Source organism: Streptomyces sp. NPDC047043 (assembly GCF_040644055.1).
GTDB lineage: Bacteria > Actinomycetota > Actinomycetes > Streptomycetales > Streptomycetaceae > Streptomyces.
In genome coordinates this window covers 1-16,816 of record NZ_JBEYVO010000043.1, presented here as the reverse complement: position 1 = coordinate 16,816, position 16,816 = coordinate 1, and the positions used below count along the sequence as shown (strand labels likewise).

Here is a 16,816-nt window from a genome sequence, read left to right as displayed (position 1 = left end):
AGCCGGATTACCGGTTGAGCCACTTCACTTCGTACGCCTGCATCGTGAACCGCTTGCCGTCGATCTTCGCGCTGATGGACCGGTCGAGGATGTTGACCACCAGGACGCTCTTGTCGGTGGCGAGGACGCGGACGTTGGGCACGTCGTCCGCGGCGACCGCGACCGTCCTGTATGTCGTCCCGGGCGGGAACTCCTTGTGGAAGCGGGAGACCAGGTCGAACATGGGCAGCTTCCTGCCGCCGGACGAGTTGTTCGTCGGCGTCCACAGGCAGCCGACGCAGTCGTCGCCCTTCTCGTCCTCCGGGTTCCAGTAGAAGCCGGAGGAGGCGCCGCCCTTGACCATGGCGATCATCCCGGCGGCCTGGACGGCGACCCGGCGGGTCTCGGACCAGCCCTTGCGCTCGTCGTTGCCGTCGGCGGGCTCGACGTAGTACTCGGCCCACCACAGCGGCAGGTCGTCCGTCTGCTGCCGCACCCACTTGCCGACGGCGGTGAACTTCTCGGTGGCCGCGAACTCGTTCGGCAGCATCTCGTCGTCGTTGGTGTAGCTGGAGCCGTCGACCACGACGAAGTCGGCGCCGGCCTTGTTCTTGTTCCAGTAGTCGAAGGCGTCGATGATGCGCTGGTCCATGGCGCCCCACGGGCCCTTGAAGGTCTTCGACGCCTCGTCCGCGCGCGGGTCGACACTGTCCATGACCAGGTACGGCCCGCCGACCATGATGTCCTTGTCGACCTTCTTCAGGGCCTTGTACACGAGGTTGTAGAGCTTGGTGTAACCCTCGTAGTCCCAGCGGCCCTTGGCGTCGTTCCAGAAGCCCTTGAACTCGTTCCAGACGATGAAGTGGCGTACGTCCGGATAGCGCTTGGCGACGGTCGCGGCGAGCGCGGCGAAGTCCGCGTAGTGCTCGGGCTGCGGGGCGGTCTCCAGCGCGGACTGGCTCCAGTCGGTGTTGTCGACGCCGGCCTTGCCGCCCTTCATCCAGTCCGGGGAGCAGCACAGGGTGACCACCGGGGTGCCGCCGGACTTGCGGATGAAGTCGATCCGGCGGTCCATCGCGTCGAAGTCGTAACGCCCCTTCACCGGCTCGGGGTTGTCCGCACCCCAGCCCATCATCGCCTGGTCCTGCGGCATCCCCCCGGCGTCCGAGATCAGCCCCTCGACCCGCTCGGTGGCGGCGGAACTGCCCTCGTCGGCGCTGTACTGGGTGTGGGTGAAGCCCCAGCCGACCTCGGGCCTGTCCTGGTCGGGCGGGGTCACCGGTGTGCCGTGCACCGTGTCGCCGTTGCGCGAGGTGCCCCTGGTGCCGTTGCCGCTGTCCGGAAGGGTGTTGATCAGCGTCACGATCAGCGCCAGTGCGGCCATGCCCACGCCGAGCAGCGCGGTGAGCCGCCACCGCCGTGCCCCCGAAGTCCACTCATGACGTCCCATCGAAGGCAACAGTAACCGCGGGAATGCCAGGTACGGCAGATGTGGTGAATGCACAGCTCTGTAACAGGACGGAGGGGATACGGGGGGCATGGAACAGGTGTACAGAGGCTGACATACCGGGAGCACGGAAACAGGACGGGCACGGCCGACACAACCGGCGCACTGCGGAAACCGGGTGCACCCGGGGCCCTCGTGCCGGATCATGGACGCCATGTCTGCGAACCCACACGACGCTCTGCCGATCCGGCTCAACGTCGACGACAGCGACTCGCCGTCCGATGTCGTCGACGCGCTGTTCCTCGGCCGCTTCGCGACGGGCGAGCAGCCGTACTCGCATGCGGCGAACATCGACCGTGTGCGGTCCGGTGCGACATTGCTGCCGCCGGGTGCCCATGTGCTGCGCGTGGCCCGCGACGACGACCGCAGCGCGACGCTGGCGGAGGGCGACGGCTGGACCCTGCTGATCTCCCGCTGGAACAGGGGCGCGGACGTCACGGTCACGGCGACCACCGCCGAGCTGGCGAAGAAGGTCCTCGACCAGGCCACGGACGGCGCGGCGGACGAGCCCGAACCCCAGCCGGAGAACGTGACGATGGGCTTCTGGTACGTCTCCCCGAGGCGCGGCCCGCACCGCACGACGCGGCAGATCTCGGCCGGCACGTGGGACGACGTACGGGAGAACTACACCGCACCGGTGGCGGACGCGATGGACCGCCTGATGAAGACGACCCCGGAGGACATCGCGGGCCGTCTCCTGCTGCTGCACGGCCCGCCGGGCACGGGCAAGACCTCCGCCCTGCGCACCCTCGCCCGCTCCTGGCGGGACTGGTGCCAGGTGGACTGTGTGCTCGACCCCGAGCGTCTCTTCTCCGACGTCGGCTATCTGATGGACATCGCGATCGGCGAGGAGGACGGCGCGGGCAAGGGCCGCTGGCGGCTGCTGCTCCTGGAGGACTGCGACGAGCTGATCCGCGGCGAGGCCAAGCACACGGCGGGCCAGGCCCTGTCGCGTCTGCTCAACCTGACGGACGGCCTGCTGGGCCAGGGCCGCAACGTGCTGGTGGGCGTGACGACGAACGAGGACCTGGAGCGTCTGCACCCGGCCGTGGTCCGCCCCGGCCGGTGCCTCGCCCGTATCGAGGTGGGCGCGCTGACCCGCCGTGAAGCGGTGAACTGGCTCGGCACCGAGGAGGGCGTGGGCCGCGAGGGGGCGACGCTGGCGGAGCTGTACGCACTGCGCCGGGGCACCTCGCCGACGACGCTGCCGGAGCCGCGGGACGGGGCGGACGCGGGGCTGTATCTGTAGTGCTTTGATTGAGGTATGACCCTGTTCGTCGGGACGTCGGGGTGGCAGTACAAGGACTGGCGGGGCGTGCTCTACCCCGCCGGATGTCCTACGCGGCTGTGGCTGGAGGAGTACGCGGAGCACTTCGCCACGGTGGAGATCAACAACGCGTTCTACCGCCTCCCGACACGGGAGAACTTCGAGAGCTGGCGGGAGCGGGTGCCGCGGGATTTCGTGGTCACGGTCAAGGCCAGCCGCTATCTGACGCACATCAAGCGCCTGAAGGATCCCGAGGAGCCGGTGGACCGCCTGATGACGCACGCGGCCGGCCTGGGCGACCGGCTGGGCCCGGTGCTCCTGCAGCTGCCGCCGACACTGAAGGCCGACGCGGAGCTGCTGGACGCCTGCCTCGCCTGCTTCCCGTCGGGCACACGCCTGGCGGTCGAGCCGCGGCACGAGTCCTGGTGGACGCCGGAGGTCCGCAAGGTCCTTCAGGCCCGCGGCGCGGCCCTGTGCTGGGCCGACGTCCAGGCCCACCCGACGACCCCGCTGTGGCGCACCACCGACTGGGGCTATGTCCGCTTCCACGAGGGCCGCGCGAAGGCGTGGCCGCACTACGGGCGACGGGCGCTCGAGACATGGGTGGGCCGCATCGCGGACACCTGGGCGGCGGACCAGGACGTGTACGCGTACTTCAACAACGACCCGACGGGGGCGGCGGTGGAGGACGCGATGACCTTCGCGGGGGCGGCGAGGGCTGCGGGCCTGGAGGTGACCCGCACCCCGGAGCGCCTGGCTCAGGCCTCCCCGTAAGCCGCCCGCAGGGCATCCCGCACGGCGGCGAGTGCCGCATCCTCGTCCAGCCCGAGCCGCCGAGCACGCTCCACATAGGCCTGGGCGGCCGCCGCCAACTCCCGTTCCGCGGCCGAGCCGGCGGCAGCGACGAACGTACCGTTGCGCCCCCGCGTCTCGATCACGCCGTCGCTCTCGAGCGCCCGGTACGCCTTGGCCACCGTGTTCGCCGCCAGCCCCAGCGACTCGGCGAGCCCGCGCACGGTCGGCAGCCGGTACCCCACCGGGAGCACCCCGGCCCGCGCCTGCTCGGAGATCTGCGCCCGCACCTGCTCGTACGGCGCCGCGCTGTCATCGATGTGGATCTTCAAGGTCACGCTGCCGATTCTCCCGCACCCGCAGGAAAATGAGGGGCGCCCCCGCGTGTTCCCCACGTAGCGTGCGCGCACATGACTGTGACAGTGCGCGACCTGCGCCCCGACGACCGGGCCGACGTCGAAGCCTTCGCCCGGGTGCGGCACCTCGCGCTCCCCTACATCCTGTGGACCCCGGACGCCATCACCCACCGCCTCGCCCACACCCACCCCGACGCACGCTTCGCGTCCCTCGTCGCGGAGGAGGACGGCGAGGTCATCGGCACGGCCCAGGTGCAGTTGGCGCACGACAGCCCGGAGCCGGGCCAGGGGATGCTCAACATCTACGTGCACCCCGACCGGACCCGCCGCGGCGCCGGCGACCTGCTGGTCCGTGCCGCCGAGAAGCACCTGACCGAGCACGGCGCGACGAAGCTGTACGCCTGGGTCCTGGACGAACCGGCCAACCGCGCCTTCGCCGAACGGCACGGCTACCGCGCCGCCCGCGCCGCCCACTTCCTCCGCCTGGACCTGACCACCGGCGTGCTCCCGCCCCTCCAGTCCCCTCCGCCCGGCGTCGAGTTGCGTACCGCGGCCGACCTCGCGGACGATCCGCGCCCGATGTTCGAGCTGGACGCAGCGACGACCCAGGACGAACCGAGCGACGTGGACACCGAGTTCACGGACTACGAGAACTGGATCGAGGAGAACTGGAAGCACCCGCTGCTCGACCGGGAGCTGACCACGATCGCGTTCGTCGAGGGCCGCCCCGCCGCGTTCAGCGTGGCCTGGACGGACGCCGCCACCGGCCGCTACGCCACCGCGATGACCGGCACCGCCCGCGCCCACCGCGGCCGCGGCCTGGCCAAGCTCGCCAAGAACGACTCCCTGCACCGCGCCCGCGCCGCCGGATACACCCGGGCTTTCACCGGCAACGACTCCGGAAACGAGCCGATGCTCGCAATCAACAAGTGGTTCGGGTACGAGATCTGCGCGTCGGAGGTGCGCCATGTCCGCGAACTCGGCTGACCAGGCACGGCTGTTGAACATCGTCCTCGTCAAGGCGGGCCGTACGAAGATCAGTTACAAGGCCGAGCTGCTCGGCGACGACGGCACCCGCATCGCCGTACGCGCCCCCTGGGCGGGCGACGGGGTCCGCGACTTCGGCTTCGTCCGCTTCGAGAGGGGCGACGTCTTCACCGAGTACTACTGGCGGAACCGCTGGTATGCGGTGAAGGAGGTCCGCGACGCCGAGGGCGGGCTGAAGGGCTGGTACTGCGACATCACCCGCCCGGCCGCGCTCTCCGGCGCCGAGTTGGTCGTGGAGGACCTGGACCTGGACCTGTGGGTCTGCGCCGACGGCAAGGACGTACGCCGGCTGGACGAGGACGAGTTCGAGGACAGCGGTCTGTCGGAGACGGACCCGCAGGCCGCGGCGGCTGCCGTGGCCGCCCTGGACGAGCTGGAGGCGCTGGCCCGCGAGGGCGGCCTCGACGCGCTGCTCGCCTGAGGCGGTCTCCGGGCCCCTCATACCACCGCCACCACCGCGTACCGCTCGTCCGCGACCTCCTTCCCCCACAGCACCGCCTCCCCCGACAGCCGCTCCACCCGCACCTCCGCGGCGAGCGGTGCCAGCAGGCCGGTGACCACGTCCGCCGGGATGCCCACCGGGGTCACCGTCCCCCACACCCCCTCGACCAGCACGAGCCGCCCTCCCGGCCGCAGCAGTCCCCGCCAGTGGCGCAGGGCGCGGCCGGGGTCGGGCAGGGCCCACAGCACATGCCGTACGAGCACGACGTCGAAGCGCTGCTCCCCCACCGGCGGCGCCGCCGCGTCTCCGACGAGGAACGCCGCGTCACGGCCGGCCAGCTTGGCTCTCGCCAGGTCGATCATGGACGCCGAACTGTCCACGCCGGTGACGCGGTGTCCCTGTTCGGCTGCGAGGAGCGACAGACTGCCCGTGCCGCAGCCGAGGTCGAGGACGTCGCCCGCCCGCTCCGGGAGCCAGGAGGCGAGCCGGGCGGCCCACGCCCGCCGGATCTCCGGGTCGCGCAGTCCGTGGTCCGGCTCGTCGTCGAAGGAGGCGGCCTGCGCGTCCCAGTCCACGTCCGCGCCGGTCAGCGCCTCGTTGCGATGCTCAATGTCATCCGTCATGAGCCCAAGAGTGACACCCGCCACTGACAGTCGATTCGTGACAGCCACCACAGACAGACCCGCACCGATGAGTCACTCTCCCGAAAAGGGTCTACCTCCGTGAGAACGCGGAACCCGGTGACCCTGAAGGAGGCAGCCATGCGCCGGACCACTGTGCACAAGCCCCTGAAGAAGTCGGACTCGCGCAGGGTCCGCGAGGAGGCCGACGCGCGCCCTGCGGGACGCCCCGAGGTGCGCAAGGACATCGCTCGAACGTGGTGGCCCGACGGCTGACCGGCCCAGGTCAGTCCAGTCGCTTGCGGTAGTGGAGGCGGTCGTAGGGACCGTCCGCACGCCGCTCCACGAGTTCGTACCCGTACTTCGGATAGATCTTCTGGTTCTCCCACATCATCGCGTTGGTGTAGAGCCTGACCTCGGGCAGCCCGAGCGCACGCGCGCGTGCGTCCACGAACTGCAGCAGCAGCCGCCCCACGCCCCGGCCGTGTGCGTCCGGGTGGACGGCGATGCTGTCGAGGAACAGATGGTCGTCGTGCTCCTCGAGCACCACGAGCCCGATGACGGGGTCCCCCGTCACGAACACCTTCCCCGCGGCCACGTTCGCCGCGTGGTCCGCCTCCATGGGCACCGGCACCACCCCGATCCGCTCGATGTACGGGTGGTACGCGGCGTCGGTCACGGCCTTCACGGCCGCCACGTCGCCGCCGACGGCCGGCCGGATCTCGTGCTCTCCCATGCCGTGAACGGTACCTACCTGATCCCAGTCTCAGCACTCCCTTAAGACGACCATAAGGATCTCCATCACCCGCCCCCAGCAGGCGATTTCACGGTTTCTTGGGGCTAGCTTCTGATCGCGCCCCACGGGATCCGTCCCTCCCGGGATTCACCCCACGCATCAGACGAACCGTTCCGAGGAGATTCCGCATGCCCGCACGCCGCCGCAAGGTCGCCGCCTTCGCCGCCCTCGGCGCGGCCCCGCTCGCCCTGACCGCCCTCGCCGCCGCCCCGGCGTCGGCGCACGGCACGATGGGCGACCCGGTCAGCAGGGTCGCGCAGTGCTACGCGGAGAATCCGGAGAGCCCGAAGTCGGACGCGTGCCGGGCGGCGGTCGCGGTCGGCGGCACGCAGGCGCTCTACGACTGGAACGGCATCCGGATCGGCGACGCGAACGGGCAGCACCAGACGCTGATCCCGGACGGCAAGCTGTGCAGCGCGAACAGCGAGGAGTTCAAGGGGCTCGACCTGGCCCGCGCCGACTGGCCGGCGACCAGCGTGAGAGCAGGCTCGTACACCTTCAAGTACCGCGTGACCGCCCCGCACAAGGGCACCTTCAAGGTGTACGTCACCAAGGCCGGCTACGACCCGACGCAGCCCCTGGCCTGGTCCGACCTGGACCTGGAGCACCCGGTGGCGACGGCCACCGACCCGGTCGCCTCGGGCGGCTTCTACACCTTCTCCGGCGCCCTCCCCGAGCGCTCCGGCAAGCAGATCCTGTACGCGATCTGGCAGCGCTCGGACAGCCCGGAGGCGTTCTACTCCTGCTCGGACGTCACGTTCGGCGGAAGCAGCAACGGCGGCGGTGGTGGTACGCCGAGCAGCGCGTCCCCGGCCCCGACGGCCTCCGCCCCCTCCGACGAACAGATCGAGGAGGGCGCCGACAAGTCGACGGTCGAGCACCACGGGCACGGTGACGCCGACGCAAGCACGTCGGCGGACCCGACCCCCGCCGCCGCGGCCAACGAGCCCAAGGCAGCAGGGAGTTCGGAGAACCTCGCCGAGACGGGCGCCGACGACACCACCCCCTACCTCGCCATGGGCGGCGCGGCCGCCCTGGCCCTGGGCGCGGCGACCCTGTTCGCCTCGGTCCGCCGCCGCTCGACCGGCAGCGACGGACGACACGGCCGCTAGGGAGTGTCCGGCCACGGGGGGCGGGGCCTGTCCGGCGGCTCAGGTCGGACAGGCCCCGAGGTGTGCGTCAGCGGGTGTGTCAGCTGAGCACGGACGCGCAGGTGGTCGTGGTGGCGTGTGCCGGGTCGAGCGCGTTGGCCACCTCGTGGAAGGCGATACGGTCGGTCAGCCCGAGCAGGGCGTGTTCGGAGAGGTCGAGCGAGCACAGGTTCTGGATCAGGACGTTGTGCACGTCGGAACCGCTCAGGAACTGACTGCGGTACGGCGTGACCACCTCGTCGTACTTGGTGGCGATCACCGTGTAGTGGACACCGGGGACGGTGTCGCCGCCGGCGTTGAGCTTGGTCAGGAAGGCGGATCCGACGACCTGGTCGGCCAGCGCGGGCGTCGAGGCGGAGAGCAGGTCCCCGATGCCCGGGAAGTACGGCAGCAGGTTGGTGAACCCGTCCAGGTCGGTGCCGTGGTTGCTGGGCGCGACGCCCACCAGGGCGTTCACCTTGGCGGCCCCGCCGAGGAACTTGAGGTAGTAGCGGGGCATCATGCCGCCCTGCGAGTGACCGACGAGGTCGGCCTTGGCGGAGCCGGTCGCGGCGAGCACCTTGTCGACGAAGACGGACAGTTGCTCCGCCGACTTGTCGATGGGGCCGAGGCCGTAGAAGAGGGGCACGCCGGACAACTGGCCGTAGTCCAGGGAGAAGACGCAGTAGCCGCGGTCCTCCAGGTACGGCGCGAGGGCCAGCCAGTTGTCGACGGAGTTGGCGAAGGTCCCGTGAACCAGGACGACGGGTCGGGGATGGGCGGCGGACGGCTTGCAGGAGTAGTCGTTCCAACCACTGCTGGAGGCGTCGGCCGCATGGGCGGCGGTTGCGGGGACGATGGCGACCGCGGCGGTCAGCAGCAGGGCAGCCAGGGGTCTGAGCAGTCGTTTCCAGGGCAGCATCGTGTGATCTCCTTGCGGCTCAAGGGAGTTGCGATGGCCTTACGCCCTGTGATCCGGATCACGAAGGATGCTGTTCACTCGTCAAGTTACGAGCGAGTAGTGCAAGTGTGAAGTTACGCGTCAGTAAAAACTTCCAGTGATAACTGACTCGCCAGTAGCCCCTGATGAACCATCACCAGGCAGGCCTGATGGGCCCATTGGGCGCAACACGCCACAACTGCCCATGCAGCGACCGCACTTGATGCTCCCCCAGCACATCGACCCACCCCTGCACGACCTCAGCAGCAGCTTCCTCCGCGGCCCGCGTACAGGCCCAACCCCGCTCGGTCAGCACCACCAACCGAGCCCGCGCATCCACCGGATGCGCCCGCCGCTCGGCATACCCCTTCCGCACGATCTCGTCGACGAGCTGACTGGCGGCCTGCTTCGTCACCCCGAGGTGGACGGCGAGCTCGGTGACCGTCGCGCCGTCCGGAGCGAGCCGGGCGAAGGCGAACCCGTGCGCGGGCCTCACCCCTTCGAACCCACGGGCGACGACACCCGCATGAATACGTTGCGTCAGCTCACCCGCGACGGCGAGCAGGGTGGCGGACAGGGCCATGGCCTCGGAGTTCTGCACGGAGGCATTGAAACACCCTTGACGAATTGGTCAAGCAGCTTGACCATGGGCCACATAGTCAAGCAACTTGACCATTCGAAACGGTCCATCACCGGAGGCAGCCCATGCCCGTCATCCGCACGTCCGAGGCCGTCACCCACGAGATCCACGGCGCCCGCTTCGTCTCGTACGCCACCCCGCTCACCGGCAGCAAGGAACTCTGCGCCTGGCGCGGCGAGATCCCGCCCGGTACCAAGGCCCCCGTCCACACCGTCACCCGCGAGGAGATCTTCCACCTCCTCATCGGCGAACTGCTCATCACCCTCGACGGCCGCACCGAGCGCATCACGGCGGGCGACACGGTGATCGTCAACCCCGGCGCGACCCTGGGCGTCGAGAACCCGACCGATCAGACGGCGATCTCCTGGGTCACCACGTCGATCGGCCTGGAGGCGGAGCTGGAGGACGGGTCGAGGATCACTCCGCCGTGGGCCAACTGACCCTTTCGGCAAGGAGTTCCGCACGGACCAGCTCCAGCAGGCGGCCGGTCCAGTTGCGACCGCTGTCGTCGCGGGCGTCCCTCCAGTACGGGGACTCCGAGTAGCCGGTGTACCTGATCCTCGCGTCACCGGTGCCGAGCAGGATCTCCGCCGGCTCGGAGTGCTGGGTGAACTTGGCCCGCAGCAGGCCCGCCATGACGGCCAGGCGCACATCCGGCCAGTCGTCACGCCGTGGGGCCCGGCCGCCCAGGTCGTGGGCCTCGCCAGGGGTCGAGGCGTCGCGCACGGCAATGCGGTCGGTCTCCTCGGCCGCCGACAGGGCCCAGTAGCCGTGGAGGACGGAGGGGTAGGTGTCGCCGGCGTATCGGACGGGCGCCGGGAAGTCGTTGCGCAGGGCGGACAGGCCGGGGTCTGCGGGGCGGCCGTTCGGGAAGTGGGTCTCGTGCAGGACGACGGTCGGCGGTCCTGCCGTCGTCGGGTCGTCGGCGTGCAGGACGGCCAGCTGTTCCCGCTCCCGCTCGACGCCCTCGTCCCCGCGCGCGAAGTACTCCAGCGCCCACTGGTGCAGTTCGTCCGTCGCCACCGGACCGTCCCCGTCGACCCGTTCGCCGATCGCGGTGAGCAGGATCTTCACGGGGCGGTCCTGATGGTCCATGTCGCCCAGGAAGTAGACGCGCCGATGTGCCGGGATCGCCAGATAGGCCTCCCGGAGCAGCTCCCGATTGGCCTCGGTGGGTGCCTTCCGGAACGTGTCGACGGCAGCGCGGCAGCGTTCGGCGGCCGTCGGCCGACCCGCCAGCTCCTCGACGGTGTCGGCGATTTCGAGAAGGAAGCTCTCCGGGGTCAGCGGCTCGGGATAACGGCATCCCCACCTGTTCTCGGGCTCCCGGAAGGGCGGCGCCGCGGGATCCGTGACCACGATCCGGCCGGACTCCAGCATCCGCTCCAGCCCGGCCAGGTCGGTCAACTCCATGCAGCCGACCGCCCCGTCGGCATAGACGAACAGGTCGTCGACGAAGTACGTGTCGTCCCACTGGGCCCGCCGCCAGACATGGGTCCAGGTCCCGCTGATCCTCTCCCCGTCCACTCTCCGAAAGGTCGGCCGCCGCAACATCATCCGGGCACCCTATGTCACCTCACGCCGCGAGCGCCCCCGGCATCACGGCCCCCGCCCCGAACCGCGCCCGTAGCCGGTCCGCGGCCTCCTCGATGCGGCGGAGTTTCTCGTCGGTCGGGTCGAAGGTGAGCTGGTGGGAGGAGTGTTCGGCGGGGGTGAGGGACTCGGCGCGGAGGGCGAGGGCGCGGACTCGGGCGCGCTGGAGGCCGAGCGCCTCGTACATGTCGTACGCCGTCCTGGTCAGGGCGGCCGAGTGCGCGGTCGGTTCCTTGAGGGTGCGGGTGCGGGTCGTGGAGGTGCGGTCGGCGTAGCGCGCCGTGAGGGTGAGCGTGCCGCAGACCTTGTCCAGGGCGCGCAGCCGGGCGCCCAGTTCCTCGGCCGCCGAGAGGAGGGCGCGGCGGTGGCGGTCACCGTCCAACTCGTCGCGCTCGAAGGGGCGTTCCGTGGCCAGCGAGCGGGAGACCGCGTTCGGGACGACCCGGCCGCGGTCGACGCCGTTCGCCTTCTCGTGCAGTTCCCGGGCCGCCTTTGCTCCGATCAGGCGCTGGAGTGTGGAGAGGGGTGCGGCGGCGACCCGGCCCAGGGTGTCCAGGCCGTACTCGCACAGGGTGCGGGCCGTCGCCGTACCGACGCCGGGGAGCGCGGAGACCGGACGGTCCGCCAGGAACTCCGCGATGCCGTCCGGATCGCCGGGGACCTCGCACGTCAGCCCCGGCCGGGCATCGCGCAGCGCCACCCGGGCCAGCATCGGCCCCGGCCCCGCACCGATCACGCAGTCGACGCCGTGCAGGGCGAGGGCGCGCACTCGGATCACCGAGGCCAGTTCGACGGCACCGCGCCCGAAGTACCGTTCGGCGCCTCGCAGATCGGCCAGCGCCCCGTCCGGCGGCAGCGCCTCCACGACCGGGGTGAACTCCTCCAGCAGCCCGAGCAGTCCGGGCAGCGCCGCCTCGTGCGTCGGCGGCAGCTGGAAACGTACGCACACGATGGTCATCCCGCACTCCCCGGACTCTGGTGCCACAACTTCCGTACCTGCGAAGGCTCCTGACCCGCCGGACGCAGATCGGCCCACGGGTTCATTTCGTATCCGGTGGGCATTTGGATTCGCCGACCTCGCGCCGGATCCGAGCCCTGCCCCTCCGGCACCGGCTCCGCCAGCCGCTTCGCCACCTCGTCGAGCCCGCCCTCGGCACGCAGTTCGACCAGTTCGGCGAGGTTCCAGGCGGCGGCGCCCACCACGCTGAGGCTGCGCGGGCCGCGCCGCTGCACCACCCCGCGCACCAGCAGCAGCCAGGAGTGGAAGACGGTGTGCGCGCAGGCGTCGTGGGAGTCGTCGAAGAAGGCGAGGTCGACCAGGCCCGTGCCGTCGTCCAGGGTGGAGAAGATGACCCGCTTGCCGGACCGGATCGGCGGCGTCTGGGTGGCCGCCTTGGCCCCCGCGACCAGCACCGTCTCGCCGTGCCGCGTCTCGCGCAGCCGACGCGCCGACACCACGCCCAGCTCCTTCAGGAACTCCCGGTGGTCGTCCATCAGATTGCGCGAGGCGTCCATCGACAGCACCCCCAGCTCGGCACTGAGCTTCTCGGCCTCCGACAGATCCGGCAGCCCGGCCGACGCGGTCTTCCGCCCACCCGCCAGCGGGAGTTGACCGCCGCCCGCACCGCGCGCACCCCGGTGCAGCTCGGTCAAGTGCAGTTGCAGATCACGCCGGTTGGCACCGAAGGCATCCAACGCGCCCACCTGGGCAAGCCGCCCCGCCAATGGCCTGCTCGGCCGCGCCCGCTCCCAGAAATCCAGCAGCGAGGCGTACGGCTGCCCCTCCGCGATCCGCGCCGCCTCGGCCTCACTGATGCCGTGCACGTCGGAGAGCGCCAACCGCAGCCCCCACACCCCGGAATCAGACACCAGTTCGATACGGTAGGCGACTCCCGACTCGTTCACGTCCAACGGCAGCACCGGCACCCCCCGCCGCCGCGCGTCCGCCAGCAGCAGCCGCTTCGGATACATCCCGGGATCATGCGTGAGCAGCCCCGCATAGAAGGCGGCCGGGTGATGGGTCTTCAGCCACGCGGACTGATACGTCGGCACGGCGAAAGCAACGGCATGCGCCTTGCAGAAGCCGTACGAACCGAAGGCCTCGACGATCTCCCAGGTCCGCTGAATCGTTTCCGCGCTGTACCCGTTCGCCGCCGCGTGCTGCGCGAACCAGATCCGGATCCGCCCCTGCGACTCCGGATCGGACAGCCCGCGCCGCACCTGGTCCGCCGTCCCTCGCCCGCAGCCGGTCATGATGTCGACGATGTCGATGATCTGCTCATGGAAGACGACGACTCCGTACGTCTCCTTCAGCGGCCCCTCGAGATCCGGGTGCGGGTACCTGATGGGCGCCCGCCCGTGCCGCGCCTCGATGAACGGCCGCACCATGTCGGCGGCGACCGGCCCGGGCCGGAAGAGCGAGATGTCGACGACGAGATCGTGAAAGGTGGCCGGCTGCAACCGCCCCACCAGATCCCGCTGCCCGGGCGACTCGATCTGGAAGCACCCCAACGTCTCGGTGGACCGGACGAGTTGATAAGTCGCCGGGTCGCCGCCCCGCAGTGCATCCAGGTCGATCCGCTCCCCCGTGACCCGCTCCACCTCGGCGACCGCATGCGCCATGGCCGACTGCATCCGCACGCCGAGCACATCGAGCTTGAGCAGCCCGAGATCCTCCACGTCGTCCTTGTCGAACTGCGACATGGGAAACCCCTCGCCACTGGTCGGCATGACCGGCGTACGGGCAAGGAGGGAGTCGTCGGAGAGCAGGACCCCGCAGGGGTGCATGGCGACCCCGCGCGGGAGGGCGTCGAGAGCCTCGACCAGTTCCCAGAGTCGCCCGTACTGCTCCTTCTCCCCTGCCAGCGCCTTGAGTTCGGGCAGCTCCTCCAGTGCCGCGCGGGCGTCGCGTGCCCGGATGTGCGGGAAGGACTTGGCGATGCGGTCGATCTCGGCGGGGTCCATGGACAGGGCCGCCCCCACGTCCCGGATCGCATGCCGCACCCGGTAGGTCTCCGGCATCGCGACCGTCGCGACCCGCTCCTCGCCGAACCGGCCGATGATCGCGCGGTAGACCTCCAGCCGACGCGCGGACTCCACATCGATGTCGATGTCGGGCAGCGCGACCCGTTCCTTGGACAGGAAGCGCTCCATCAGCAGCCCGTGCTCGATCGGATCGGCGTTGGCGATACCGAGCAGATGGTTCACCAGCGACCCCGCACCGGAGCCACGCGCGGCAACCCTGACGCCCATCTCCCTCACGTCATCCACCACTTGAGCAACCGTCAGGAAGTACGAGGCGAAGCCGTGGTGGGCGATGATGTCCAGCTCCCGGTGCATCCGCTCCCAGTAGGCGCGCCTGCCGGCATAGCCGTGCAGCACCATCCCGGCCGCCGCCCGGGAGGCCAGCGCCCGCTGGGCGGTGCGGCGGCCCGCGCCGACGAGGTGCGGTTCGGGGAAGTGGACGGTGCCGATGCCGAGGTCGTCCTCGGGGTCGACCAGGCACTCGGCGGCCGTCGTCTGCGTCTGCTCCAGCAGGCGGTGGGCGGTGTCGCGCCGGTAGCCCGCGGCCTCGACGATCCGCTCGGCGGCATGCACCATGGCGCCCGCGTCCTTGAGCCAGGCCTCCCCGGAGTCCAGTTCCTTCCTCGGGTCGACGGGGACCAGACGGCGGGCCGCGTCCAGGACGTCGGCGACCGGGCCGAGGCCGGGGTCGGCGTAACGGACGGCATTGCTGAGCACCGGGCGGATTCGCTGCTCGACGGCGAAGCCGACGGTGCGGGCGGCCAGCCGGAGGGAGCCGGGGCCGGTGCCTGTGCGGTCGTGCCAGACGACCTCGAGACGCAGGGCGTCGCCGTAGATCTCACGCCAGGGTGCGAGCAGCTTGGCCGCACGGTCCGGACGCCCGGCGGCCAGCGCACGGCCGACGTCGGAGGCGGGGCCGAGCAGAACGGTCAGACCGTCGGCATGGTTGTCGGACCAGGGCAGCAGAGGCGGCCCCTCGCCGGCATGCCCCGCCGTGACCAGACGACACAGCTCGGCCCAGCCGCGGGCACCGTCCCGGGCGAGGAAGGTGACGCGGGGTGTCGACTCATCGATGAAGGCACCGCCGCGCACAGGGGTGCGGCGCCTGTCCCGTCGTACGGGATCGCCCTCCTGCACCCGGGCGACCTGCTCCACCCCCAGCTCCACACCGAACAGCGGCCGCACCCCCGCCCTGGCACAGGCCTTGGCGAAACGGACCGCGCCCGCCAGGGTGTCGCGATCGGTGAGGGCGAGGGCATCCATGCCCCGCTCGGAGGCACGCTCGGCCAGCCGCTCCGGGTGCGAGGCCCCGTATCGAAGCGAGAACCCGGAGACGGTGTGCAGATGTGTGAAGCCAGGCATCCGCACCTCCCGATATCGAACATCAGTTCCCGACTGCCCCACCCCCACCATAGACCAAAAACCGAACTACTGTGCGACAACCGTTCGGCCCTTCCCTACCTGCGGAAACACCTACCGCCTCGGACTGTGAGGACATGACCCAGAGGACCTTTCTCGCCGAGGTGAAGGACGCCGTCACCCCGCGGGCCACGCTGCTGGTGATCGGTGTGGTCGCCCTCGCCCTGCTCTTCATCGCCTCCTATGTGGGGGCGCTGCACGACCCGAAGCCCAAGGACGTGCCGTTCGGCGTCGTAGCACCCCCGGCCGCCGCCCAGCAGGCGGTGTCCCGCCTGGAGAAACTGCCCGGCGACCCCCTGGACCCGCGCGCGGTGACCGACGCCGCGACGGCCCGCAGACAGATCCTGAACCGGGACATCGACGGGGCACTGATCATCGACCCGTCCGGCACCACCGACACACTGCTGGTCGCCACCGGCGGCGGCAGAGTCCTGGCCACCACCCTGACAACCCTGATCACCACCCTGGAGAAGTCCGAGCGCCGCACGGTGCGCACCCTCGACGTGGCCCCGGCCGACACCCAGGACGCCAACGGCCTCTCCTCCTTCTACGTGACCGTCGGCTGGTGCGTGGGCGGCTACCTGTGCGCGTCGATCATGACGATCAGCGCGGCCTCCGGCCACAACAACCCACGCCGGGCGGTGATCCGCCTGACCGCCATGGCCGCGGTCGGCATCGTCGGCGGCCTGGGCGGCGCCCTGATCATCGGCCCCATCCTCGGCGCCCTGCCCGGCAGCTTCATGGCGTTCTGGGGACTCGGCGCCCTGATCATCTTCGCGGTGGGTGCCGCCACGCTCGCGTTCCAGGGCGTCTTCGGCCTGGCCGGCATCGGCCTGGTCATCCTGCTCGTGGTGATCCTCGGCAACCCGAGCGCAGGCGGCGCCCTGCCCCCACCACTGCTCCCCCCGTTCTGGAGAGCCATCGGCCCCGCACTGCCACCGGGCGCGGGCACCTGGGTGGCCCGCTCGATCGCGTACTTCAAGGGCAACGCCACGACAGGACCACTGCTGGTGCTGTCGGCATGGGCAGCCGCAGGCATCGCGGTGACCCTGACAGCGGCAGCACTGCGGGAGCGGCAAGCAAAAACGAGGCAGCCGACCGAGGCGTCGTAGAACCACGCATGCGGAGGTCCACGCGAAGACGCACCCGCCCACGGCGAGAAGGGGACGTGCCGGGGGGTGTCCGCCCGCAGCGGCGGGCGTCACCGCCGAGCACAGCCCACAAGACAGCAACAGGACGACCTAGGACGGACACCCCCCGGCAC

The 16,816-nt window shown here is 70.6% G+C and carries 17 protein-coding genes; 8 read left to right on the top strand and 9 right to left on the bottom strand.

What is annotated here, in order from left to right:
• Window positions 1-7 precede the first annotated feature (7 nt).
• Complete coding sequence (locus ABZ880_RS46550; RefSeq protein WP_361277056.1) at window positions 8-1,429, bottom strand: xylan 1,4-beta-xylosidase; 1,422 nt, start codon at window positions 1,427-1,429, stop codon at window positions 8-10.
• Window positions 1,430-1,640: 211 nt separating this feature from the next.
• Between ABZ880_RS46550 and ABZ880_RS46545 the strand changes: the two genes are divergently transcribed.
• Both ABZ880_RS46545 and ABZ880_RS46540 read left to right on the top strand, forming a co-directional pair.
• Window positions 1,641-2,735, top strand: coding sequence for a DUF5925 domain-containing protein (locus ABZ880_RS46545; protein ID WP_361277054.1), 1,095 nt, complete (start codon window positions 1,641-1,643; stop codon window positions 2,733-2,735).
• Between the two features lie 15 nt (window positions 2,736-2,750).
• A complete protein-coding gene (locus ABZ880_RS46540) occupies window positions 2,751-3,527 on the top strand; it encodes a DUF72 domain-containing protein (protein ID WP_361277052.1) in 777 nt (258 codons plus the stop codon).
• Here ABZ880_RS46540 and ABZ880_RS46535 read toward each other — a convergent pair.
• The gene (locus ABZ880_RS46535) at window positions 3,512-3,883 is read right to left on the bottom strand and encodes a GntR family transcriptional regulator (RefSeq protein ID WP_361277050.1); all 372 of its coding nucleotides are present in this window, start codon (window positions 3,881-3,883) and stop codon (window positions 3,512-3,514) included. The two genes, ABZ880_RS46540 and ABZ880_RS46535, sit on opposite strands and share 16 nt — an antisense overlap.
• A gap of 72 nt (window positions 3,884-3,955) precedes the next feature.
• On the opposite strand from ABZ880_RS46535, the gene ABZ880_RS46530 reads away from it, so the two are divergent.
• Both ABZ880_RS46530 and ABZ880_RS46525 read left to right on the top strand, forming a co-directional pair.
• Window positions 3,956-4,888, top strand: coding sequence for a GNAT family N-acetyltransferase (locus ABZ880_RS46530; protein WP_361277048.1), 933 nt, complete (start codon window positions 3,956-3,958; stop codon window positions 4,886-4,888).
• Window positions 4,869-5,369: a DUF402 domain-containing protein gene (locus ABZ880_RS46525; RefSeq protein WP_361277046.1), complete on the top strand. Its 501-nt coding sequence runs from the start codon at window positions 4,869-4,871 to the stop codon at window positions 5,367-5,369. Before ABZ880_RS46530 ends, ABZ880_RS46525 begins: the two co-directional genes overlap by 20 nt.
• A 17-nt stretch (window positions 5,370-5,386) precedes the next feature.
• Here the strand turns inward: ABZ880_RS46525 and ABZ880_RS46520 are convergent, their stop codons facing one another.
• A complete protein-coding gene (locus ABZ880_RS46520; RefSeq protein ID WP_361277044.1) occupies window positions 5,387-6,013 on the bottom strand; it encodes a class I SAM-dependent methyltransferase in 627 nt (208 codons plus the stop codon).
• A 138-nt stretch (window positions 6,014-6,151) separates the two neighbouring features.
• Here ABZ880_RS46520 and ABZ880_RS46515 point away from each other — a divergent pair, with 138 nt between their 5' ends.
• Window positions 6,152-6,286, top strand: a complete 135-nt coding sequence (locus ABZ880_RS46515; protein ID WP_361277042.1) for a hypothetical protein — start codon at window positions 6,152-6,154, stop codon at window positions 6,284-6,286.
• A gap of 10 nt (window positions 6,287-6,296) precedes the next feature.
• On the opposite strand, the gene ABZ880_RS46510 is transcribed toward ABZ880_RS46515, so the two are convergent.
• On the bottom strand, window positions 6,297-6,746 hold the full coding sequence (locus ABZ880_RS46510) for a GNAT family N-acetyltransferase (RefSeq protein ID WP_361277040.1): 450 nt from the start codon (window positions 6,744-6,746) through the stop codon (window positions 6,297-6,299).
• 188 nt (window positions 6,747-6,934) lie between these two features.
• On the opposite strand from ABZ880_RS46510, the gene ABZ880_RS46505 reads away from it, so the two are divergent.
• Window positions 6,935-7,918: a lytic polysaccharide monooxygenase gene (locus ABZ880_RS46505; RefSeq protein WP_361277038.1), complete on the top strand. Its 984-nt coding sequence runs from the start codon at window positions 6,935-6,937 to the stop codon at window positions 7,916-7,918.
• 79 nt (window positions 7,919-7,997) lie between these two features.
• Here the strand turns inward: ABZ880_RS46505 and ABZ880_RS46500 are convergent, their stop codons facing one another.
• Both ABZ880_RS46500 and ABZ880_RS46495 read right to left on the bottom strand, forming a co-directional pair.
• Complete coding sequence (locus ABZ880_RS46500) at window positions 7,998-8,858, bottom strand: alpha/beta fold hydrolase (protein WP_361277036.1); 861 nt, start codon at window positions 8,856-8,858, stop codon at window positions 7,998-8,000.
• 172 nt (window positions 8,859-9,030) lie between these two features.
• Window positions 9,031-9,477, bottom strand: coding sequence for a MarR family winged helix-turn-helix transcriptional regulator (locus tag ABZ880_RS46495; protein ID WP_361277034.1), 447 nt, complete (start codon window positions 9,475-9,477; stop codon window positions 9,031-9,033).
• Window positions 9,478-9,581: 104 nt separating this feature from the next.
• Here ABZ880_RS46495 and ABZ880_RS46490 point away from each other — a divergent pair, with 104 nt between their 5' ends.
• The gene (locus tag ABZ880_RS46490; protein ID WP_361277032.1) at window positions 9,582-9,956 is read left to right on the top strand and encodes a cupin domain-containing protein; all 375 of its coding nucleotides are present in this window, start codon (window positions 9,582-9,584) and stop codon (window positions 9,954-9,956) included.
• Here the strand turns inward: ABZ880_RS46490 and ABZ880_RS46485 are convergent.
• From ABZ880_RS46485 to ABZ880_RS46475, 3 genes are read right to left on the bottom strand one after another with little or no spacing between them, the layout of a single operon-like run.
• Window positions 9,934-11,043 (bottom strand): NADAR family protein, encoded by a 1,110-nt coding sequence (locus ABZ880_RS46485; RefSeq protein WP_361277030.1) that lies wholly within the window; start codon window positions 11,041-11,043, stop codon window positions 9,934-9,936. The two genes, ABZ880_RS46490 and ABZ880_RS46485, sit on opposite strands and share 23 nt — an antisense overlap.
• A gap of 49 nt (window positions 11,044-11,092) precedes the next feature.
• Window positions 11,093-12,067, bottom strand: coding sequence for a hypothetical protein (locus tag ABZ880_RS46480; protein WP_361277029.1), 975 nt, complete (start codon window positions 12,065-12,067; stop codon window positions 11,093-11,095).
• Window positions 12,064-15,495: a DNA polymerase III subunit alpha gene (locus ABZ880_RS46475; RefSeq protein WP_361277027.1), complete on the bottom strand. Its 3,432-nt coding sequence runs from the start codon at window positions 15,493-15,495 to the stop codon at window positions 12,064-12,066. Before ABZ880_RS46475 ends, ABZ880_RS46480 begins: the two co-directional genes overlap by 4 nt.
• A 134-nt stretch (window positions 15,496-15,629) precedes the next feature.
• Between ABZ880_RS46475 and ABZ880_RS46470 the strand changes: the two genes are divergently transcribed.
• Window positions 15,630-16,664, top strand: a complete 1,035-nt coding sequence (locus ABZ880_RS46470) for a DUF3533 domain-containing protein (RefSeq protein ID WP_361277025.1) — start codon at window positions 15,630-15,632, stop codon at window positions 16,662-16,664.
• The last annotated feature ends 152 nt before the right edge of the window (window positions 16,665-16,816 follow it).